Source organism: Pseudomonas helmanticensis (genome assembly GCF_900182985.1).
GTDB lineage: Bacteria > Pseudomonadota > Gammaproteobacteria > Pseudomonadales > Pseudomonadaceae > Aquipseudomonas > Aquipseudomonas helmanticensis.
The window spans coordinates 3,234,933-3,256,114 of sequence record NZ_FXUY01000001.1 but is presented as its reverse complement, the minus strand read 5'-3'; the positions used below and the strand labels follow the sequence as shown (position 1 = coordinate 3,256,114).

Sequence of the window (21,182 nt, the reverse complement as noted above, 5' to 3'; positions counted from 1 at the left end):
TTGCCTGAACTCAAGGCAATGTCTGCGCATTCGGCACCACCTGCTCCCCCAGGCAAGCCCCGCGCAAATGCTTTTCAAACTGCTCGATAATCGCCGCCCATCCCTGGCGACTCGCATGCTGTCGCGCATTCAGCCGCACGCAACGCAACCGCTCATCCTCTTCCAATAACCACACCGCCGCCTCGCAAAACGCCTCTTCGTCCCCGGGCATCGCCAGCACGCCGCTGTAGCCATGACGAATATGCTGCGCCGCCGCCGCCTGATCGTAAGCCACCACACCGAGGCCCGACGCCAAAGCTTCGAGCACAACATTGCCAAAGGTTTCGGTCAGGCTCGGAAACAAAAATACGTCGCCCGACGCATAGTGCGCCGCCAACGCCTCACCGCGCTGTGCACCGCAAAAAATCGCCTCAGGCAGTTCTTTTTCCAGCGCCAGCCGTTGCGGCCCGTCACCGACCACGATCAGTTTCAGATTGCGTTGTGGATAAGTGCTGCGCAGCGTTTCGAAACTGCGTTTGAGCAGACCGAGGTTTTTCTCCGGTGCGAGGCGTCCGACATGAATCACCGCAACATCGCGATCGCCCAATCCCCATTGCTCACGCAACGCATTCAGGCGTTTGCTCGGATGAAACAACTGGCTGTCCACACCGCGCGACAACAACGCCAAACGCTCGAAATGCCGACGCTCCAGTTCCAGACGCTGACTGGGACTGGGCACCAAAGTCATGGCCGAGCGATTGTGAAACCAGCGCAGGTAATGCGTGAGCATCCGCGTCAGCAGACCGAGCCCGTATTGACTGGTGTATTGCTGAAAGTTGGTGTGAAACCCGCTGACCACCGATATTCCCAAACGCCGCGCCGCGCGCAGCGCCGACAAGCCGAGCGGACCTTCCGTGGCGATGTACAGCACATCCGGCCGCTGGCGCTTCCAGCGTCGCAGCAGTTTGTGCATCGACGACTGACCCCATTGCAGCCCCGGATACCCCGGCAGCGGCCAGCCTCGACACAACAACAGCGCATTATCTTCACTACGCTGCGGATCGCCGGCCTGACGCGGCCGCACCAGATCAACCTGATGCCCGCGCGCGCGCAGTCCCTCGCACAAGCGGCCAAGGGTATTGGCCACGCCGTTGATTTCCGGTGGGAAGGTTTCGCTGATCAGGGTGATGTGTAGAGCTGTCGTCATGACCTCAGTGTCGGCTGAGGCCATGTCGTGCCTGTGACGTTCGGATGATGGATTTGTGACGCGCCTAGCGCTGGCTCACAAGGTTCTCGGCGCCACGCTCACGCACCCAGAACAGTGTCGCCCCGGCCACCGCAGCCGGCATCATCAGGATGTTCACCACCGGAATCAGCAGCACCAGATAGACAATCCCGCCAAAACTCATGCTCTGCCAGCGCTTCTGGCGCAGCCAGGCGAGCATCTCGTTCCAGCCCAGTTTGTGGTTATCCGCCGGGTAGTCGATGTACTGGATCGCCATCATCCACACCCCGAACAGCAGCCACAGCGGCGCGGCGACGATGTTGACCACCGGAATGAAGGAGAGGATGAACAGGCCGATCGCCCTGGGCAGGAAATAACCGAGTTTGCGCATTTCCCGAGCGAGGGTGCGCGGGACCATGGCGATCAGTTCGCCCCAGCTGAACGCCGGGAAATCATCGGTGCCGCGCACCACCACTTCGACTTTTTCCGCGAGGAAACCGTTGAACGGTGCGGCGATGACGTTGGCGAGCATGGTGAAGGTAAAGAACACCATCAACGCCACCAGCACCACGAACAGGGGCCAGAGGATGTAGCTGAGAAAACTCAGCCACTCGGGCAGAGACGGCATCAGCGTATCGACCCACAGGCTGAACTGGTGGCCGGCCAGATAGATCAATCCGACGAACAGCACCAGATTGATCGCCAGCGGCAACAACACGAACAGGCGCAGGCCTGGACTCAAGACCAGTTTGAGGCCTTCGCGCAGATATTGCGGACCGGACAGAACAGGGGCGGGCATAAGATGCTCCGAGCAAGGGAAATCGCGCCGACCTTACCGACTTTGCAACCGCTGCGAAAGCGCGGTAGAGCGATCGACATTCACTGTAACAAAGACGTCCATCTCGTCAGTGTGTCGGCATAGAGACCACCTATGAGCTGGATTGTTAAACCGTATTTCCTTAATCTTGCCCCCCTCGATACGCTGCACCCAACTTTTTACAGGACTGTCGAGCTCACGCCTTCCCCAAGGTTATCCACAGTCCTTTTTTATTCCCGCCGGCAGTCCGGCGATCCGTGCCCGTTTTTCGGCCCGGTCAACAGGAGCAGGTCATGTCTGAAGTCCGTCATTCGCGAGTGATTATTCTCGGTTCCGGCCCTGCCGGTTACAGCGCTGCGGTATACGCGGCCCGCGCCAACCTCAAGCCATTGCTGATCACCGGCATGCAGGCTGGCGGTCAACTGACCACCACTACCGAAGTCGACAACTGGCCGGGCGACGTCCACGGCCTGACCGGTCCAGTCCTGATGGAGCGCATGCGCGAGCACGCCGAGCGTTTTGAAACCGAGATCGTTTTCGATCACATCAACGCCGTCGACTTCGCTGCCAAGCCTTACACCCTGACCGGTGACAGCGCGACCTACACCTGCGACGCCCTGATCATCGCCACTGGCGCCAGCGCGCGTTACCTGGGCCTGCCATCGGAAGAAGCGTTCATGGGCAAAGGCGTTTCCGCCTGCGCGACCTGCGATGGTTTCTTCTACCGCAACAAGCCTGTTGCAGTGGTCGGCGGCGGCAACACCGCCGTTGAAGAAGCACTGTACCTGGCCAACATCGCCAGCACCGTGACCCTGATCCACCGTCGCGAAACCTTCCGCGCCGAGAAGATCCTGATCGACAAGCTCAACGCTCGCGTCGCTGAAGGCAAGATCATCCTCAAGTTGAACGCCACTCTCGATGAAGTCCTGGGCGACAACATGGGCGTGACCGGTGCGCGTCTGAAGAACAACGACGGCAGCTTCGACGAAATCACCGTCGACGGCGTGTTCATCGCCATCGGTCACACCCCGAACACTTCGTTGTTCGAAGGCCAGCTGACCTTGAAAGACGGTTATCTGGTGGTGCAGGGCGGCCGTGACGGCAACGCTACCGCGACCAGCGTCGAAGGCATCTTCGCTGCCGGTGACGTGGCTGACCACGTTTACCGCCAGGCCATCACCTCGGCCGGCGCCGGTTGCATGGCGGCCCTGGATACCGAGCGTTACCTGGACGGTCTGCAGAACGCTTCGTTCTAAGATCGCAGGCACAAAAAAACCGGCTTCGGCCGGTTTTTTTATGAGAATCAAAAGATCGCAGCCTTCGGCAGCTCCTACACTGATCCCATGATGATCGTTCCCACGCTCTGCGTGGGAATGCCTCATCTGGACGCTCTGCGTCCGTTGGGACGCGGAGCGTCCCCAGCTGCATTTCCACGCGGAGCGTGGGAACGATCAGATCAGTGTAGGAGCTGCCGAAGGCTGCGATCTTTTGATCTTGATCAGCGGCGGGTCAGGGGCTGGGCGGTGAATTTCACGCCAGCGAGGCCATGTTCGATCAACGCACGAATATTGCCGTGATCGCTGCCCTCAGGCGTCGCCACCACCGAGCGGTAATGCTCGCCAAACGCCAGCAGCGCTTCTTCATCACTCAGCCCTTCCAGCAGCGCCAGACCCAAAGTCTTGCACGAACCTTCGTTCTGCCCGGCAGCGTTTTCCACGCCACCGTTGTTGAAGGCTTGCGGCTGGTAGTCGTAACCGGCGGCAACAAAAGCCAGGGTGTCGGCGAACACGTGTTCGCCGCTGTTGAGGCTGACGCGCAGGGTGTTGAGGTCACTCATGGGTTTTTCCTTTGGCGAACGCCGCTTGCTGATCGGCGCTGGCTTCTTGCTGATATTGGGCTTTCCACTCGGCGTACGGCATGCCGTAAACCACTTCTCGGGCGTCATCGAGGCTGACGTCGATCTGGCGCTCGTCGGCTTCGGCCTTGTACCACTTCGACAGGCAGTTGCGGCAGAACCCGGCGAGGTTCATCAGGTCGATGTTCTGCACGTCCTTGCGGCTGTCCAGGTGAGCGACCAGCCGGCGGAAGGCGGCGGCTTCGAGTTCGAGGCGTTGTTGATCAGTCATGGGAGTCTCTGCGAGACAGCTTTAAGCGGCAAGCTTCAAGCTGCAAGATTGGATCGGGGTCGGCCGTTAGCTTACCGCCTGAAGCTTGAAGCTTGAAGCTCAGCGGCTTGCCGCGAGCGTAATTGATACCGACTCGGCAAAACGCAGCGCATGCGGCTTGTCGACTTCGACTTCGGCGTACAGCACCGAGCCATTACTCATCACCAGATCGAGCAACTCCTGAGTCAGGCGTTCGAGCAGCGCAAAACGGTTGCCCTCGACGTGGGCGATGATCGCCTTGGTGATCGTGCGGTAGTTCAATGCGTGATCGATGTCGTTGTCCCGCACCGCTTCCTGCGCGGCATACAGGATTGTCACGTTGATCAGCACATCCTGCTTGTTGAGGATCTCGTCCTCGTTGATCCCGATAAAGGTGCGCAAGCGCAGATCCTTGACCCGGATGCGCGCCATTCCCGGCTGAAGTTGTGGCATTTACTTGCTCCGTCCAATCAATTGCAGGAACTCCTGGCGGGTATTGCTCGACTCGCGGAAGGCGCCGAGCATGACCGAGGTGTTCATGGTCGAATTCTGTTTTTCAACACCGCGCATCATCATGCACATGTGTCTGGCCTCGATGACCACGGCAACGCCGGCAGCATCGGTGACCTGTTGCACCGCGTCGGCGATTTGCCGAGTGAGGTTTTCCTGAATCTGCAGACGCCGGGCGAACATGTCCACCAGTCGCGCGATCTTCGACAGACCCAGTACCTTGCCCGTCGGAATATAAGCCACATGGGCCTTGCCGATGAAGGGCAGCAAGTGATGTTCGCACAACGAGTACAGCTCGATGTCAGCGACGATGATCATCTCGTCGCTGTCCGAGGCAAACAGTGCGCCATTGACGATCTCGTCGACGCTCTGTTCGTAGCCGTGACACAGGTATTGCATGGCTTTGGCCGCGCGCGTCGGGGTGTCGAGCAGTCCTTCTCGATCGGGATCTTCACCGAGGCCGATGAGGATGTCGCGGTAATTCTCGGGCAGTGAGCGGGTCATGGAACATCCTCGCGAGGCGGCTTATTTGACGTGCCGTCCGCCGTTGACGGTCAGGGTCGTCCCGGTGACATAAGGGTTGTCGAGCAGATAGCGCAGGCTTTGGTAGATCACTTCGCTGCCAGGTTCGATGCCCAGCGCGGATTTCGCCAGGGCCTTGGCGCGGTAGGCCGCGTCGTCCTCGGGGTTGAACAATAGCAGGGCCGGGGCAATGCCGTTGACCTTGATGGCTGGCGCATAACGCGCGGCAAAAGACAGGGTCAGGCTGTCGAGCCCGGCCTTGGTGGCGCAATAACCGATGTGTTTGCTGCTGCCCTTGCGGGTGACGTCGTCGCTGATGTGAATGATGTCGGCAGGCGTCGAGCGTTGCAGCAGCTCGCCGCAGTGCAGGTTGAGCAGATAAGGCGCGAGCATGTGGATATTGAACATGCGCGTGAAGGCATCAGCCTCGTTGTCCGGCGACTCTGCCAACCATTCGGACGCATTGTGGATGATCGCCCGCAGGCTGTCGGTGTGGGTTTTCAGCTCGGTGATGAACGCGAGAATGGCCGCTTCGCTGGAAAAATCAGCGTACAAGCCGAGCGCGCCTTGGTCTCTCAGTGCCTGTACGCCGGGCCGTTCAGTGCGGTAGGTGAAGATGACCCGATGACCATCCTCGAGCAAACGCTGCGCACAATGCAGACCGACTCGCTGGCCGGCGCCGGTGATGAGGATCGGGGCTGCGGAATCAGGCATGAACGGCTCGCATCGCGGTGGGAGCAAAAACTATAACAGCGACGCGCCTGAAAAGATCGCAGCCTGCGGCAGCTCCCGCACCGGCCAGCTCACATCCCTGTAGGAGCTGTCGAGTGCAACGAGGCTGCGATCTTTAATGTTTCTGAGGTACTGCCGACACCGGCAGTCGTACCGGCGTGCTGTTCAGCCAGTTCGCCAGCAAGCGCGTCGACAGTGGAATAAAGAAGTAGACCATCAGCGGTGTCAGGCATGCCGTGCTGATCAATACACGCGGCAACAGGCTCAATTCAGCGAGCAACGGGCCGAGGGCAAAATTGAACAGCAGCGACACCGGAAAGAACGCCAGCCAGATCGCGACCGCCTGTTTCCAGCGTGGAGGACGCTGACCGGCCGCACCGAACCAGCCTTCGATGCCGCTGACTCGATGCTCCTTCGGATGTGCAAACAGATCGCTGCCACGATCGAGCCACGCAGTGCGCGACGCGGAGTACTCCCAGGCGTGCAGGGTCTGTTCATCGACAAAGCGGAAAATAATCTGGAATTCGTTATCGCCGGGCGGCGGAGCGAGCACGCCAGAACCGAGATAACCGGGAAAGTCGGTGGCCAGTTGTTCGCCTTCGCGAAGCCAGGCAATCAGATCCTGATAGCGGCCATCGGCGACGCGACGCGCGACCATCAGCGTGACGGGGGAAGTAGACATTGTGTATCTCCGTATTTCGATTGCGTCGTTCCGGGTAGGAAGTTCGCCTGACGCAGGCCGGGGTAGAGGCCTGCGCTTTTCAACAAGCAAGGATTATTCCTGATTTTAACGATTAAACCAGCGACTTTCGTCGCAGATAGCTACTTGAACGATGAAGGGGCATCAGGGGTAGAATGGGATCCAATTAACCAGCATGGAAGTTGACCGCACAATGCCTGTCATGACGGACGTAAACCCTGTTTCGCAGGCATCTGTGGCGATCGAGCGCGAAGATCTGTTCCCTATCCGCGAAGTCTCGCGGCTGACGGGCGTCAACCCGGTCACCTTGCGCGCATGGGAGCGACGTTACGGATTGATCGAGCCGACACGCACCGAAAGCGGGCATCGGCTGTATTCGATCACCGATATCGAGCGCGTTCGCAGCATTGTCGAATGGATCGACCGTGGCGTAGCGGTCAGCAAGATCGGCAGGATTCTCGCCAAGACCGAGCCCTTGAAAGCGCTGGCGCACATCATTTCCGACGATCTGGTGCAGGCTGACTATCAGCAGTGGCAGCATCAGGTGCAGCGCGCGATCAGTTCGTTTGATGATCAGGAAATGGATCGGGTGTATGCGCAGATATTTTCTTCGTATTCGCTCGCTGTGGTGTTTCAGGACATTCTGATGCCGCTCTGGCGGGCATTGTTGCAGCGTCAGGAGGCGTTCGGGCAAACCAGCGAATGGCTGTTTTTCGATGGTTTTCTGCGCGCGCGGGTGTTGCAGCGGATCGTCACATTGCGTGCTGCTCAGCCGCGCAGGATTGTTGTCAGCGCTTTGGCCGGTCAGTGCCGCGAACTGGAATTGCTGGTGGCGGCGTTATTTCTCAGTACCAGCGAATCGGGTGTGCGGGTGCTGACCACTGGGCAGCCGTTCGACGAGCTGACGCTGATTTGCGAGAAGATCAAACCGGAAGCGCTGGTGCTGTTTTCCAATCATGCGCCCAGCGCGGAATTACCGCGACGCTTGCAACGGCTGGCGTTGAGTCTCGATTGTCAGGTGTTGCTGGCGGGAGACGCGGCCGATCTGGCGCAAGACAGTCTGGCGGCCAGTTCAATCGGTTGCATTGGTAACGAAGGTGCAACCATGCGTCAGCGCCTGACGCAATTTCTCGCCGGTAAACTGGATACCTGAGAATCAGGTGTGCAGGGCAGGATGGGTCAAGCGATGCTGTTGCAGGATGAACTGACGCAGACGTTCGGTTTCATCGGCATCGGTCTGGCTCAGCTCGTAGGCGTAGAAACCCTGTTCGGTTTCGCGTTCGAAATTGCCGCGCAATGAAATCCGCTCATACCCCGAAGGGCTGAACCACAAGGCGAAATGCTTGGGTGGTTTGGTCTTGTTGCGCATTTCCAGCAACACGCCTTTATGCGAAACCTCGTGCACCCACATCATGCCTGGCTGGCCTTTGGCATTTTCCAGCGCGACCGGCTCTTCAAGTACCAGTCGCCATGGGCGCACCATCGGGCCGTCTTCGTAAATGCTCGGGACACCGAGGCGCAGGTGCAGCGCATGAAACTCGTCTTCCACCAGGTGCAGCGGAAAGGTCATTTGCTGGTTTTCGAAGTTGGCCTGAATGGTGACTTGTTCATGCGCCGCGAGGCGCGTGAGCAAGTCACGGATCTGCGAACCGCCATTAACCAGCAGACTCGACGTCGCATCCCGCACGTTCAGTTGCGGGTTGTGCTGCATGGTCTGGATGAAATCCAGCTCATCCTGAGTGAGAAGGGCGTCGCGTTGCATGGCTAGCTCGAAAGAAATAGTTACAAAGTCATTGGTGATTGTAGTTAATGACAATTAGTTCGCTGTTTTGTTTTAACCGTTTGTCGCTTTCAATGCTTCCAGCTCTGCCTGCAGCGCCGCAACCTGTGCTTCTAGCTGCACGACACGCTGTTGCGCCTTGACCTGGACAGTCACATCTTTCTGCACGCCGACGAAATAAGTCTGCCCGTCCGCGGCGTTTTTCACCGTCGAAAGCGACAGCTCATTCCAGAACGGCGTTCCGTCCTTGCGATAGTTGCGCAGGATCTCACGGCACGATCCATTGTTGTGCAACACCTCACGAATCAGCTCCAGACTTTCTTGGTCACGGTCTCCAGCCTGCAGAAAACGGCAGTCCTGGTAGAGGATCTCTTCGCTGGTGTAGCCGGTCAGACGTTCAAACGCCGGGTTCACATAAATCAGAATATTGTCGTGCTCGCCTTCCTTCTCGGCGACCACGATGCCGTCGTTCGACGCATTGATCACCATTTGCAGCAGACTGGCGTTGATCATCTTTGAATCCTTTCAGAGTTGTCAGTGGTTCGCATTCTAGAAGAACCGTAAGCGCTGTCTACTGGCCATTATCGCCAGTTGAGATCCAGTCGCAGCTTTGCGCTCGAGGCTGTTACTATCGCCGCTCTTTTTTTCCAGTTTCAGGATCAGATTGATGAAAGTCGCCATCCTCTCCGGTTCGGTCTACGGCACCGCCGAAGAAGTCGCTCGCCACGCCCAGAACCTGCTGAAATCCGCTGGTTTTGAAACCTTCTATAACTCGCGCGCCAGCCTGGCGGACATTCAAGCGTTCGGCCCTGACGCGTTCCTCGCGGTGACTTCGACCACCGGCATGGGCGAGTTGCCGGACAACCTGATGCCGCTGTACTCGGCGATTCGCGACCAGTTACCGGCGGCGTGGCGTGGTTTGCCGGGCGCAGTGATTGCTCTGGGCGACGCCAGTTACGGTGAAACTTTCTGCGGCGGCGGCGAGCAAATGCGCGAACTGTTCGGCGAACTGGGTGTGCGCGAAGTGCAAGAGATGCTGCGCATCGATGCCAGTGAAAGTGTCACCCCGGAAACCGACGCCGAGCCTTGGCTAGCGCAGTTGATCGACGCGCTCAAGGGCTGATCGTCCGCTCGCGCAACAAGCTCAGCCACGCTTGCGCGGCTTTCGACAAATACGCGCCCCGACGCCAGATGAACGCGATATCCCAGCGCAGATAATCTGGTGCTCGCAAGGTCAGTCGCACCACGCCAGGTCGCACCAGACCGCGTGCGACCACGCTGGGCAACAGCACCACGCCTTGCCCGGCGGCGACCAGCGCCGCAAGAAAATCGGCCTGACCGCTGCGTCCGCCTTCCTTCGGCGTGAAGCCCAATTGCTGGCATGCCTGCAGCAAGCGGTCGTTGAGCACGAAGCTGCGCTGATAGAGCAGAAAGGGCGTCTCGGCCAATTCTTCCAGACCGATCTCGCCCCGATCGGCCAACGGATGATCCACCGGCAGCAAAGCGTCGAGTTGTTCATCGCAAAACGGCTGCCAGTCGAATTGCTGATCCTTGGGCAACAGACTGCCGCCCAACTCCAGTTCACCGCTCAGCACAGCCTGCTCAATGTTGCGGCTGCCACCTTCGAGCAACTGGATGCTGATGTTCGGATAGCGCCGCCGGTATTCGGCAAACAGTTCTGCGAACAGTGCGTCGCTCCCCAGCAGCGGCAGACCAAGGCGCAGTTCTCCACGCGCCAGGTGACTAAGATCATCCAGTTCCGCGAGCAACTCGTTGCGCAGGCGCAGCATGCCCTCGGCCCGTTGCAGCACCACGCTGCCAGCGGCGGTCAGGCGCAATTGCGAACCGAGCCGCTCGAGCAAAGGCGTGCCGAGGCTTTGTTCGAGCTGCGCGATTTGTTTGCTTACCGCTGACTGACTGATGTGCAGGGTTTTTGCGGCTTGAGTGAAACCGCCCTGGTGCATGACTTCGACAAAACTGCGCAGCTGTTTGAATTCCATTGCCTGATTCCATTTTGGAATGGTCTTGAGTCTAACAATTCGCTTCGGGGATGGCAGGCCGCTTCGTAAAATAGGCCCCTGTCAGGAGCACAATCATGAACGCCGCCCGTCTCAAACACTTTTTCCGTCTCTTTGTCGAACTCGCCGTGTTACTCGGTCTCTACCTGCTCGGCTGCCAACTAGCCGCATGGCTAGCCTGGCCGATTCCCGGCGGCGTCATCGGCATGGCGCTGTTGCTGTTGGCCTTCGCTTTCGGCTGGGTCAAACCGGCGGCGCTGCAATTGGGCGCGGGTTTGCTGATGGCCGAGATGTTGCTGTTTTTCATTCCGGCACTGATGAGCTTGCTCGACTACGGCGCGTTGCTGCGCAATGACGGTTGGCGGATTTTGCTGGTGATCGCGGGCAGCACTTTGATGGTGATGCTGGTGACTGCGTTCACTGTGGAACTGGCCGTGCGCGCGAGGCGTTCCCATGAAGCTTGAATGGATGCCGATGTTCTGGCTCGCCTTCACCTTGTCGGCGTATTTGTTCAGCCGCTGGATTTATCGGCGCACCGGCCGCTACGTGTTGTCACCGCTGATTCTGGTCCCTGCGCTGTTGCTGGCGCTCGCCGTGCCGCTGCACACCGCGTATGCCGAGTATTCGAGCAACACCCACTGGTTGATGCTGGTGCTGGGCCCGGTGACCGTCGCCTTCGCCGTGCCGATCTGGCAACAACGCCGCTTGTTGATGCGGCACTGGTTGGCACTCCTGCTGGGGATGATTGCCGGCAGTGCCGCGTCGATCGGCACCTCGTTCGGACTGGCCAAGGCGTTGGCACTCGACAGCTCGGTGACGATGTCACTGCTGCCGCGTTCGATCACTACGCCGTTCGCCATGCCGCTGGCGCAGAATCTGGGCGGGGTGCCGGAGTTGACGGCGGTGTTCGTGATGTTCACCGGTGTGTTTGGGGCAATGCTCGGTGGCGTGCTGTTGAAGTGGCTGCCACTGCGCAGTGCCTTGGCCCGGGGTGCGCTGTTCGGGGTTGGCGCGCACGGTGCCGGGGTCAGCCGGGCCCATGAAGTGGGCGGCGAAGAAGGCTCTGTCGCCGGGCTGGTGATGGTCTTGACCGGGTTACTCAATCTGTTTGCCGCGCCATTGTTGGCGTCGTTGCTTTGACATGGATCCAAGCTGTTTGCATCGCTGACTCGATCAGTCATCAAGCTGGCTGCCAATGCAACTACGCGATCCTCTGCGCCTGACTAGACTGCTCACACGTGCAGAACAATAAGAACGCAGAGGTGCATACAGTGAGCGTAGCCCCCGTCCAATCGTCCCTTAATGTCAAAGATCAGGTCAGCGCCGCGGAGTGGCAGGCCCGTGTCGATCTCGCCGCTTGTTATCGTCTGGTCGCCGCCCACGGCTGGGACGATCTGATCTTCACCCATATTTCCGCCAAGGTACCGGGCACCGAAGATTTCCTGATCAACCCGTTTGGTCTGATGTTTCATGAGATCACCGCGTCGAGCCTGGTGAAAGTCGATCAGGCCGGCAACAAACTCATGGACAGCCCCCACGAGATCAATCCCGCCGGCTACACCATCCACAGCGCCGTGCACGAAGTGCGGCATGACGTGGTTTGCGTGCTGCATACGCACACTGCCTCCGGTGTTGCGGTGTCGGCGCAAAAGCAGGGCGTACTGCCGATCAGCCAGCAATCGTTGTTCGTGCTGTCGAGCCTGGCCTATCACGCCTACGAAGGCGTGGCGCTGAACCACGAAGAGAAGGCGCGCTTGCAGGCCGATCTGGGCGAAAACAATTTCCTGATGCTGCACAACCACGGTCTGCTGACCTGTGGCGGCAGCATCGCCGATACCTTTCTGATGATGTTCACCTTCCAGCGTGCCTGCGACATCCAGGTAATGGCGCAAACCGGTGGTGCTGAACTCATCGCCATCGAACCGCAGATTCTCGCAGGCGCCAAAGCGATGATCGCCGGCGTCACCAAAAGTGCTCAAGGCATGGGTGGTGCGTTGGCCTGGCCAGCGTTGCTGCGCAAACTCGATAAACAAGACCCCGGGTATAAACTCTAATGCCTCTCGCCGAGATTCCTCTGTGTGTCTGGCGCAAACGCAGCCAGACGTTTGTCTTTCGTGGCCAGCCGATCCGTTACTGGACAACCGGGCAGGGCGAGCCACTGTTGCTGATCCATGGCTTTCCGACGGCCAGTTGGGATTGGCACTACCTGTGGCAGCCACTGGCGCAGCGTTATCGGGTGATCGCCTGTGACATGCTCGGTTTTGGCGACTCGGCGAAACCGCTCAATCACACCTACAGCCTGCTGGAACAGGCCGATCTGCAACAGGCGTTGCTCGCGCATTTGCAGGTCGAGCAACCGGTGCATCTGTTGGCACACGATTACGGCGACAGCGTCGCGCAGGAATTGCTCGCCCGGCATTACGAAGACCGCATCGAAGTGGCCAGTTGCGTATTCCTCAATGGCGGCCTGTTCCCGGAAACCCATCGCCCGGTGCTGATGCAAAAACTGTTGTTGAGCCCGTTGGGCTGGATGATCGGCCGTGCGTTTACCCGTGATGCTCTGGTGAAAAGCTTCCGCCAGATCTTCGGCCCGCACACCCGGCCGAGCGAAAGCGAACTGGATGATTTCTGGAGTCTGGTCGACAGCAATCACGGCCCGCGCGTGATGCACAAACTGATCAGCTACATCCCCGAACGCCGGGTCCAGCGTGACCGTTGGGTCGCGGCGATGCAGCGCGGTGAAATTCCTCTGCGGGTGATCGATGGCGAAGTCGATCCGATCTCTGGTGCGCACATGGTGCAGCGTTATTGCGAGTTGATTCCTGATGCCGACGCTGTGCTGCTGCCGGGCATTGGTCACTACCCGCAAACTGAGGCGCCGGTGCAGGTGCTTAAGCACTACCTGGAGTTTCGTGAACGCTTTGTCTTGCCACCGCGCAGAGTGGCCTGCTCCTGAAGATCAAAAGATCGCAGCCTGCGGCAGCTCCTACATTGGATTTGTGTAGGAGCTGCCGCAGGCTGCGATCTTTTGATCTTCACTATCCCCCAACCTTATCGCGCACCATTCAGCCTCTGCCGTATTCGTTGTGACCGAAAGCCGCGTGCCTGACACTCGGGGTCAATACTGGCCTGCTGGAGTTGCCGCGATGAATGAGTCTGTGCGTTTCGAAGATAAAGTCGTAATCGTCACCGGAGCCGGTGGTGGCCTCGGTCGCGCTCATGCGCTGCTGTTCGCCAAGCAGGGCGCCAAAGTGCTGGTCAACGACCTCGGCGGCTCGACGCAGGGCGAGGGCGCGAATGCTTCCGCTGCCGATCGCGTGGTCGCGGAAATCCGTCAGGCCGGCGGTATCGCCGAAGCCAACCACGACTCGGTCACCGACGGCGACAAACTCGTACAGAACGCTCTCGATGCCTTCGGCCGCGTCGACGTGGTGGTCAACAACGCCGGTATCCTGCGCGACAAGACCTTCCACAAAATGGACGACGCCGACTGGGATCTGGTGTATCGCGTCCACGTCGAAGGCGCCTACAAAGTCACCCGCGCCGCATGGCCGCATCTGCGCGAGCAAAACTACGGCCGCGTGATCTTCACGGCTTCGACCTCGGGTATCTACGGCAACTTCGGCCAGTCCAACTACGGCATGGCCAAACTCGGCCTCTATGGTCTGACCCGCACCCTGGCCATCGAAGGTCGCAAGAACAACATTCTGGTCAACGCCATCGCGCCAACCGGCGGCACGCGCATGACCGAAGGCCTGATCCCGCCACAAGTGTTCGAGCAACTCAAACCGGAGCTGGTCAGCCCGTTGGTGGTGTACCTGGCGAGCGAACAGTGCCAGGAGACTTCCGGATTGTTCGAAGTCGGTGGCGGCTGGATGGGCAAAGTGCGCTGGGAACGCAGCCTGGGCGCCGGGTTCGATCCGCGTGCGGGTTTCTCGCCTGAGGACGTTGCCGCGCATTGGCAGCAGATTTGCGATTTCGAAGGGGCGGCGCATCCGAAGGACAATATCGAGGCGCTGAAGGAAATGATGGCGAATTTGCAGAAGTACTCGTTGTAATCGAAGCGAAAGCGAGCAGGCGTTGAAGCCTGCTCGCTTTTTTTTCATTCCTCGGTTTTGAATCCGGGTTTTCCGTTGGCTGCGCGCCAGGCTTTAATGGCTCCTAATACGCCTTCTGGGCTGTCCTCAATACCTTCTTCGGGGTAGTAGAGCACTCCGGTTCCATTCGGGTGTTCGGAGGTTTTTACGATGTGATCGACAAGCTCGTCATGCTGTTCTTCCGAAGGTAATTTCCCTTTAAATAAGCGCTGTATGATTTCTAGATATTCGGCCTCTGTATAGTCTGTTAGCGCATTTTTTAGCTTCAATTAAAAATCTGCCTTTTTATTACTGTTGTGTTTTGAATCCAGGTTTTCCATTGACAGTGCGCCAGGATTTTATAGTTTCTAATACCCCAGCTGGACTGTCGTCCGTACCGTCCTCGGGATAGTAAAGAACGTCTGTTCCATTGGGATGCTCAGACGATAGAATAATCTCGTTGACAATAGCGTCGTGTTCTTTCTCTGATGAGTAATCGCCCTCAACCAAACGATTGATGAGAGATATGTACTCTGCTTCTGTATATTCCTCAAATTTCTTATTAGGCTTCATTTTTTAATTTTCTCATTCTTGAATGGGTTTCAATGTGCTGCCTGGGTGTGAGTATGCGAAGGTTGTCTACGTCATACACCGAGCCACCATCGAAAATAGGCTCAATATGATGAATATCTAGTTTGATTTTTCCTCCAATTCGTTCTGATCCAGAGGCAGTCGGTGAAAGCCCTCGTTTTATGTCGAATTTGTTAAATCGAGAAAACTGTTCAACCAGAAAAACATCATTTGCAACCGCTTTCCAAAACGCCCTGCGAAACGCCCTGAAACTCGAAAACTCCCGCCCTCGAAACTTATGCGCAATTTGCGCCGGGATCGGGGCGCCTTCCGGGGTTTTTGCCGCTGCCAACCAATTGCTCGAAACCGCCTGTCCCATTCCGCTGACCACCCCGGGATCCTGCCTTCGATCCCGGAACATCGTGAAGATGGGCGGTAGCCCGGAGTCGATCGGGAAGACGGTGATCCAGCCACCGAATCCGTATTGATCCCATACCGGGTTGAGATCGATCCGACCGCTGTCGGCGGTTACCTCGGCGCCTTCGTAGATCGGCAAATCCATTTCGACCTGAGGGGCTTCGGTCGAAGGATTCAGCGGCGCGACCAATGGCGTCCAAGTGACCGTGGGGCCCTTCGCTCCAATGTCAGCGGCGCTCGAAACGTAAAGGTTTTTCTGCGCATCAAACCGCGCCAGTCTCACTGGCACTGTGTGCGGGACAACCACGCCATCAGTGCTGACGACGACAATGTCGACACGGTTGCCCAGCGACCTTGAGCCAAGCCGCACCGGCAGATCGACGGCACCGCCGGAGGCTGCCAATTGATACAGATCGACTGCCAGGTCAGGCGCAAGCTCTGCAAGAGGAACGCTCGCGGAATAGAGATCGCCGTTGCCCAGATCGGAGGGGACCAATAACGCGGCGAAACCCACCACAAACGGCACGGCGAAGGTGGAAGCGGCTGCTACCGCAAGGGCTACACCCGTGCGCAACGAGGTCTGCAGTGCCGCCGTCGTGGTTGCAGGGTTGGCAATAATGCCGAGTGTTCCGGCGAAGGTCGGGCCAAAAGCTGCGGCTGCGCCGGCATTGGCGAATGTCGGGCTTGTCCAGCGCGCTTCGGTTTGCTGCTGCCATTCGGCGTGCAGGCGTTTGCGCTCGGCATGCTCTTGAGCCTGCGCTCGGGCTTTGCGGCGTGCCTGTTTCTGGTTTTTTCTTTTCGCTGATCGATCGGCTTTTTGTTGCTGTTCGATACGGGCTTTTTCAGTCTTCTGCCGGGCTTCCTGCGCGGTACGGACTCTGTCGGCTTCAGTCTGGCGTTGCTGTTCGGCCAGCACTTCGAGTCGCCTCTTCTCAGCGACGATTTGTTGTGCGGCGGCTTCGGCAGCAACACGCGCCTGCTCGGCAGCCACACGCTGCGCCTCGGCCAATGCCGCCAGTCGAGCCTGCTCGCGTGCCTGTATTTCTGCCTGTTCCTGCTGGCGACGGACTTGTTCCTGCAGGTCTCGCTGACGCTGTTGCTCGACGGCGATTCGTGCCTGTTCTGCCGCCTGGCGCGTGGCTTCTGCTGCGAGGTTCTGCGTGTGGTCGTTGGCTTGTACCGCTGCGAGCCATTGGTGCACGCTGATCTGTTGTTGGTGCAGAACCGCCAGCGTCTGGGTCAGCAGGCGGGCTTCGAGTGCCGCGCGGTAGGACTGTTTCCACAGATTCATGCCCGGGCCGTCGGGCCGTAAGCGGTTGTCGATGACATTGGCGCGAGCAAGAAACTGATCGGCGCTTTTGTTAGTTGGGTCGCTGCCGTAAAACTGCTGTGACAGGGCTGTCTGGTGTTGCAGTTGCTGATTCTTGCGTTGAATCAGTTTGTTGCGTACGCCCAACTCGCGAATGATTGCGGCCGCCGGTGGCAACGGCTGTGTGGACTCTTCCAGACGCGTGGCGGCCAGTTCCACTTCAATGGTCTGGGGGATCTGTTCGGTTCTACTTTTGAACTCGCGTTCTTGCGGGATGATGAAACTTTGCAGTATCGGTTGATAACGCGCCGGACTTCGCACAGTACCGAAAGTGCCCCCATGGCGGTAATGATCGACTGTGCCGGAAGTTGGCAGCATCGACGGCGGCAACGTACCTATTGTATGAACCGGTTCCGTTAATTCAAACGGTGGAGGCCTTTGCATATTCATATCCTTTTGAATGTGCATTTTTTGGAAGTTGAAACTTCACAGAAACTGGTTGCCTCTGCCATTTGAAGTTACAGCGAAAGTGCTTCGGAAGTGTCCGGAAGGGGTGTGGGTTTTTGCTGTGGATAAAGTATGAAGTTTCAGCGCGGCGGCTTTAAGCCAGGGAAGTTCTTACACGGAGTCGGACATTTCCTGCATGAAATCAGGAAAGGTATTTCATGCGCCCATAAAAAAGGCCGCTGCAAACGCAGCGGCCAAGGTAAGACGTTGGATCAAGGAGCTACAAATCAACGTCAGTGAACAGCGGGACGGTCAACCGAATGCTTCGATTCACCTGATATCTGTTGCCAATCGCTTCGCTGACTGAGCGTAGCTGGCATTGTGCTTTGCGACGTATTCCGTGAAAGCCCGTTCAGAATAAGGGCTTGGGGCTGTAGGAAAAATAGCGATTCCGGACATGCACTGTTGCGGGGCATGCAACAGTCCGGTGGCCGATTGCGCACCATGCATTGCGCTGATGATCGTCCATCCAGCCGGTCCATGGCGCGCGCAACGCCCCGTGCGGTGCGGGCATTCATCCTTTCGAGCGACAACGCGAATACCTCCTTGGTGCGCTTATCGACCTGCTCGCCCGGCAGTAGGGTGGGGCCTTCTGTCACTCACCGGGGAAGACGCATGACAAAAACAACAATGCGCGCCATCTTCACACCGCAGGCGCTGGCAGCCGCGGTGGCTCTGGGTTGCTGCGCCCAGGCGCACGCGGTTTCGTTCAACATCGGGGAAATCGAAGGCACGTTCGACTCGTCGCTGTCGGTGGGCGCGAGTTGGGGCCTGCGCGATGCCGACAAGTCGCTGGTCGGTACGGTCAACGGTGGCACGGGCCAATCTTCGACCGGTGATGACGGGCGCCTGAACTTCAAGAAGGGCGAGACGTTCTCGAAAATCTTCAAAGGCATCCACGACCTCGAACTGAAGTACGGTGACACCGGTGTGTTTGTGCGTGGCAAGTATTGGTACGACTTTGAATTGAAGGACGAAGACCGCGAGTTCAAGCCGATCAGTGACAGTGGCCGCAAGGAGGGCGCGAAGTCGTCCGGTGCGCAGATTCTCGATGCCTTCGTCTATCACAACTACACCATCGCCGACCTGCCAGGTACCGTGCGCGCGGGCAAGCAGGTGGTGAGCTGGGGTGAAAGTACCTTCATCGGCAACTCGATCAACAGCATCAACCCGATCGACGTCTCAGCCTTCCGCCGCCCGGGCGCAGAGATCAAGGAAGGCCTGATTCCGGTGAACATGCTGTTCGGCTCGCAGAGCCTCACCGACAAACTTTCGGTCGAAGGTTTCTATCAACTGGAATGGGATCAGACGGTTCTCGACAACTGCGGCACGTTCTTTGGTGTCGACGTCGCGGCGGACGGCTGCAACAACGGCTACACCGTCGGCAGCCCGGCGATTGCGCCGCTGGCACCGCTGGCAGCGGCGTTCGGCCAACCCATCGAAGTGACCCGCGAGGGCGTAGTCGTTCCCCGTGGCGGCGACCGTGACGCGCGCGATTCCGGGCAGTGGGGCACGGCGCTGCGCTGGCTGGGCGACGACACTGAGTACGGCCTCTATTTCATGAATTACCACAGCCGCACACCGACAGTCGGTACCACCACGGCAGGCCTGTCGACGCTGGCGACATTGCCGGCGATGGTCGGCATCGCCAACGGCCTGGCGCCTGGCAGCGGTTCGGGCTTGGCGCAAAGCGTGATGCTCGGACGCGGTCAGTACTACCTCGAATACCCGGAAGACATTCGCCTGTATGGCGCGAGCTTTTCCACCACGCTGCCCACCGGTACTGCCTGGACCGGCGAGATCAGCTATCGGCCGAACGCACCGGTGCAGGTCAACACCAACGACCTGACGCTGGCGCTGCTTAACCCAATTGCCGCTGGCACAGCATCGCCACTGGTGACCACGCCGGGTGCAGACAACAAGGGCTATCGCCGCAAGGAAGTCACGCAGATCCAGAGCACCCTCACGCACTTTTTCGATCAAGTGCTGGGCGCTGAGCGTCTGACCGTGGTCGGTGAAGCGGCGGTCGTGCATGTCGGCGGTCTGGAGTCGCGCAGCCAGCTACGTTATGGCCGCGACTCGGTCTACGGCCAGTACGGTTTTGGTGGCGACACCGACGGTTTTGTCACCTCGACGTCGTGGGGCTATCGCGCCCGGGCGATCCTCGATTACGCCAACGTGATCGGCGGGATCAACCTCAAACCCAACCTGTCGTGGTCGCATGACGTCGCCGGTTACGGCCCCAACGGCCTGTTCAACGAAGGCGCGAAAGCGATCAGCGTCGGCGTCGATGCCGACTACCGCAACACCTACACCGCGAGCCTCAGTTACACCGATTTTTTTGGTGGCGACTACAACGTCCTCGAAGATCGTGACTTCGTGGCCCTGAGCTTCGGCGTGAACTTCTGATCTGCCCGAGAAGGATGAAAGCAATGCGCAAAATGATTCTGCAATGTGGTGTCCTCGCCCTGAGTCTGCTGGCGGCCAACGTGATGGCGGCGGTGTCGGCGGATGAAGCGAACAAGCTTGGCACCAGCCTGACTCCGCTGGGTGCCGAGAAGGCCGGTAATGCTGACGGCTCGATTCCCGCATGGACCGGCGGCATTCCGAAGAACGCCGGGGCGGTGGACAGCAAGGGCTTTCTCGCCGATCCGTTCGCCAACGAAAAACCGTTGTTCACCATCACCCCGGCCAACGTCGACAAGTACAAGGACAAACTTTCCGAAGGCCAGGTGGCGATGTTCAAGCGCTACCCGGAAACCTACAAGATCCCGGTCTACCCAACGCATCGCACGGTCGCCGTGCCGGCGGACATCTACGAGTCGGCCAAGCGCAGTGCGCTGAACGTGACGACAATCAATGACGGTAACGGCCTGGCCAATTTCACCGGCAATCGCTATTACGCCTTCCCTATTCCGAAGAACGGCGTCGAGGTCTTGTGGAACCACATCACCCGCTATCACGGCGGCAACGTCAAACGCATCATCACTCAGGTGACGCCGCAGACCAACGGCAGCTACACGCCGATCCGCTTCGAAGAAGAAATCGCCGTGCCGCAGTTGATGAAGGATCTCGATCCGGACAAAGCCGCCAACGTGCTGACCTTCTTCAAGCAATCGGTGACGGCGCCGGCGCGTCTGGCCGGTAACGTGCTGCTGGTGCACGAAACCCTCGATCAGGTGAAGGAGCCGCGTCTGGCGTGGATCTACAACGCCGGCCAGCGTCGGGTTCGGCGTGCGCCGCAAGTGGCGTATGACGGCCCGGGCACTGCGGCGGACGGTCTGCGCACCTCGGACAACTTCGACATGTTCTCCGGCGCACCGGATCGCTATGACTGGAAACTGGTCGGCAAGAAGGAAATGTACATTCCGTACAACAGCTACAAGCTCGATTCGCCGACGCTCAAGTACGACGACATCGTCAAGGCCGGGCACATCAACCAGGACTTGACCCGCTATGAATTGCACCGCGTCTGGGAAGTCATCGGCACGGTGAAACCGAGCGAGCGGCACATTTATGCCAAGCGCCACATGTACATCGACGAGGACAGCTGGCAGGTGGCACTGGTCGATCACTACGATGGCCGCGGCCAACTGTGGCGTGTCGCCGAAGGGCATGCGCAGTATTACTACGATCACCAGGCCCAGGCTTACACCCTGGAAGCGCTCTACGACATCATTGCCGGCCGCTACATTGCCCTGGGCATGAAGAACGAAGAGAAACACAGCTTCGAGTTCGGCTTCGAAGCCAAGGCTGCCGACTTCACGCCATCGGCCCTGCGCGCAGAGGGCGTTCGGTAACGTTTCGGATACATCGGCTGTACAAAAGGCGACCGCACGGTCGCCTTTTTTATGGCTGGCAATCAGCGCGCTGAAT

The 21,182-nt window shown here is 58.8% G+C and carries 24 protein-coding genes; 10 read left to right on the top strand and 14 right to left on the bottom strand.

The window, feature by feature from the left end:
* Positions 1-10: 10 nt before the first annotated feature.
* Together QOL84_RS14670 and cysZ are read right to left on the bottom strand one after the other, a co-directional pair.
* Positions 11-1,210 (bottom strand): glycosyltransferase family 4 protein, encoded by a 1,200-nt coding sequence (locus QOL84_RS14670; protein ID WP_283437662.1) that lies wholly within the window; start codon positions 1,208-1,210, stop codon positions 11-13.
* A gap of 40 nt (positions 1,211-1,250) precedes the next feature.
* Positions 1,251-2,003, bottom strand: a complete 753-nt coding sequence (cysZ, locus tag QOL84_RS14665; RefSeq protein WP_283437661.1) for a sulfate transporter CysZ — start codon at positions 2,001-2,003, stop codon at positions 1,251-1,253.
* 311 nt (positions 2,004-2,314) lie between these two features.
* Here cysZ and trxB point away from each other — a divergent pair, with 311 nt between their 5' ends.
* Positions 2,315-3,277, top strand: coding sequence for a thioredoxin-disulfide reductase (trxB, locus tag QOL84_RS14660; RefSeq protein ID WP_129389238.1), 963 nt, complete (start codon positions 2,315-2,317; stop codon positions 3,275-3,277).
* A gap of 242 nt (positions 3,278-3,519) precedes the next feature.
* Here trxB and QOL84_RS14655 read toward each other — a convergent pair whose 3' ends face one another.
* From QOL84_RS14655 to QOL84_RS14630, 6 genes are all read right to left on the bottom strand, one after another.
* Positions 3,520-3,858 (bottom strand): HopJ type III effector protein, encoded by a 339-nt coding sequence (locus QOL84_RS14655; RefSeq protein ID WP_283437660.1) that lies wholly within the window; start codon positions 3,856-3,858, stop codon positions 3,520-3,522.
* The gene (locus tag QOL84_RS14650) at positions 3,851-4,147 is read right to left on the bottom strand and encodes a DUF1244 domain-containing protein (RefSeq protein ID WP_129389244.1); all 297 of its coding nucleotides are present in this window, start codon (positions 4,145-4,147) and stop codon (positions 3,851-3,853) included. Before QOL84_RS14650 ends, QOL84_RS14655 begins: the two co-directional genes overlap by 8 nt.
* A gap of 99 nt (positions 4,148-4,246) precedes the next feature.
* Positions 4,247-4,618, bottom strand: coding sequence for a dihydroneopterin triphosphate 2'-epimerase (gene folX, locus QOL84_RS14645; protein WP_053117178.1), 372 nt, complete (start codon positions 4,616-4,618; stop codon positions 4,247-4,249).
* Positions 4,619-5,179 carry a GTP cyclohydrolase I FolE gene (gene folE, locus QOL84_RS14640; protein WP_129389247.1) on the bottom strand — a complete coding sequence of 187 codons (561 nt, stop codon included), beginning with the start codon at positions 5,177-5,179 and terminating at the stop codon, positions 4,619-4,621. It lies immediately after the preceding gene.
* A 21-nt stretch (positions 5,180-5,200) separates the two neighbouring features.
* The gene (gene folM, locus QOL84_RS14635; protein WP_283437659.1) at positions 5,201-5,911 is read right to left on the bottom strand and encodes a dihydromonapterin reductase; all 711 of its coding nucleotides are present in this window, start codon (positions 5,909-5,911) and stop codon (positions 5,201-5,203) included.
* Positions 5,912-6,044: 133 nt separating this feature from the next.
* Complete coding sequence (locus tag QOL84_RS14630) at positions 6,045-6,611, bottom strand: putative antibiotic biosynthesis monooxygenase (protein WP_283437658.1); 567 nt, start codon at positions 6,609-6,611, stop codon at positions 6,045-6,047.
* Between the two features lie 211 nt (positions 6,612-6,822).
* On the opposite strand from QOL84_RS14630, the gene QOL84_RS14625 reads away from it, so the two are divergent.
* On the top strand, positions 6,823-7,782 hold the full coding sequence (locus QOL84_RS14625) for a MerR family transcriptional regulator (RefSeq protein ID WP_283437657.1): 960 nt from the start codon (positions 6,823-6,825) through the stop codon (positions 7,780-7,782).
* Between the two features lie 3 nt (positions 7,783-7,785).
* Here the strand turns inward: QOL84_RS14625 and QOL84_RS14620 are convergent, their stop codons facing one another.
* Positions 7,786-8,391, bottom strand: coding sequence for a hypothetical protein (locus QOL84_RS14620; RefSeq protein WP_129389259.1), 606 nt, complete (start codon positions 8,389-8,391; stop codon positions 7,786-7,788).
* Positions 8,392-8,463: 72 nt separating this feature from the next.
* Positions 8,464-8,922 (bottom strand): PAS domain-containing protein, encoded by a 459-nt coding sequence (locus QOL84_RS14615; protein WP_283437656.1) that lies wholly within the window; start codon positions 8,920-8,922, stop codon positions 8,464-8,466.
* A gap of 154 nt (positions 8,923-9,076) precedes the next feature.
* Between QOL84_RS14615 and QOL84_RS14610 the strand changes: the two genes are divergently transcribed.
* A complete protein-coding gene (locus QOL84_RS14610) occupies positions 9,077-9,532 on the top strand; it encodes a flavodoxin (protein ID WP_283437655.1) in 456 nt (151 codons plus the stop codon).
* Here the strand turns inward: QOL84_RS14610 and QOL84_RS14605 are convergent.
* Positions 9,522-10,409 (bottom strand): LysR family transcriptional regulator, encoded by an 888-nt coding sequence (locus tag QOL84_RS14605; RefSeq protein WP_283437654.1) that lies wholly within the window; start codon positions 10,407-10,409, stop codon positions 9,522-9,524. The genes QOL84_RS14610 and QOL84_RS14605 overlap by 11 nt on opposite strands.
* 95 nt (positions 10,410-10,504) lie before the next feature.
* Here QOL84_RS14605 and QOL84_RS14600 point away from each other — a divergent pair, with 95 nt between their 5' ends.
* From QOL84_RS14600 to QOL84_RS14580, 5 genes are all read left to right on the top strand, one after another.
* A complete protein-coding gene (locus QOL84_RS14600) occupies positions 10,505-10,891 on the top strand; it encodes a CidA/LrgA family protein (protein ID WP_283437653.1) in 387 nt (128 codons plus the stop codon).
* On the top strand, positions 10,881-11,567 hold the full coding sequence (locus tag QOL84_RS14595; RefSeq protein WP_283437652.1) for an LrgB family protein: 687 nt from the start codon (positions 10,881-10,883) through the stop codon (positions 11,565-11,567). The genes QOL84_RS14600 and QOL84_RS14595 overlap by 11 nt, the downstream gene beginning before the upstream one ends.
* Positions 11,568-11,698: 131 nt before the next feature.
* Positions 11,699-12,481: a class II aldolase/adducin family protein gene (locus QOL84_RS14590; protein ID WP_283437651.1), complete on the top strand. Its 783-nt coding sequence runs from the start codon at positions 11,699-11,701 to the stop codon at positions 12,479-12,481.
* On the top strand, positions 12,481-13,383 hold the full coding sequence (locus tag QOL84_RS14585) for an alpha/beta fold hydrolase (RefSeq protein WP_129389277.1): 903 nt from the start codon (positions 12,481-12,483) through the stop codon (positions 13,381-13,383). The genes QOL84_RS14590 and QOL84_RS14585 overlap by 1 nt, the downstream gene beginning before the upstream one ends.
* A gap of 190 nt (positions 13,384-13,573) precedes the next feature.
* Entirely contained in the window at positions 13,574-14,485 is a 912-nt protein-coding gene (locus QOL84_RS14580) for an SDR family oxidoreductase (protein WP_129389280.1), read from the top strand.
* Positions 14,486-14,529: 44 nt separating this feature from the next.
* Here QOL84_RS14580 and QOL84_RS14575 read toward each other — a convergent pair whose 3' ends face one another.
* From QOL84_RS14575 to QOL84_RS14565, 3 genes are read right to left on the bottom strand one after another with little or no spacing between them, the layout of a single operon-like run.
* Entirely contained in the window at positions 14,530-14,793 is a 264-nt protein-coding gene (locus QOL84_RS14575; RefSeq protein ID WP_283437650.1) for a bacteriocin immunity protein, read from the bottom strand.
* 19 nt (positions 14,794-14,812) lie between these two features.
* On the bottom strand, positions 14,813-15,076 hold the full coding sequence (locus tag QOL84_RS14570) for a bacteriocin immunity protein (protein WP_129389283.1): 264 nt from the start codon (positions 15,074-15,076) through the stop codon (positions 14,813-14,815).
* A complete protein-coding gene (locus QOL84_RS14565) occupies positions 15,066-17,243 on the bottom strand; it encodes an S-type pyocin domain-containing protein (protein WP_283437649.1) in 2,178 nt (725 codons plus the stop codon). The genes QOL84_RS14570 and QOL84_RS14565 overlap by 11 nt, the downstream gene beginning before the upstream one ends.
* Before the next feature lie 678 nt (positions 17,244-17,921).
* On the opposite strand from QOL84_RS14565, the gene QOL84_RS14560 reads away from it, so the two are divergent.
* Both QOL84_RS14560 and QOL84_RS14555 read left to right on the top strand, forming a co-directional pair.
* Complete coding sequence (locus QOL84_RS14560) at positions 17,922-19,715, top strand: DUF1302 domain-containing protein (RefSeq protein WP_283437648.1); 1,794 nt, start codon at positions 17,922-17,924, stop codon at positions 19,713-19,715.
* A gap of 23 nt (positions 19,716-19,738) precedes the next feature.
* The gene (locus QOL84_RS14555) at positions 19,739-21,106 is read left to right on the top strand and encodes a DUF1329 domain-containing protein (RefSeq protein ID WP_430458718.1); all 1,368 of its coding nucleotides are present in this window, start codon (positions 19,739-19,741) and stop codon (positions 21,104-21,106) included.
* The last annotated feature ends 76 nt before the right edge of the window (positions 21,107-21,182 follow it).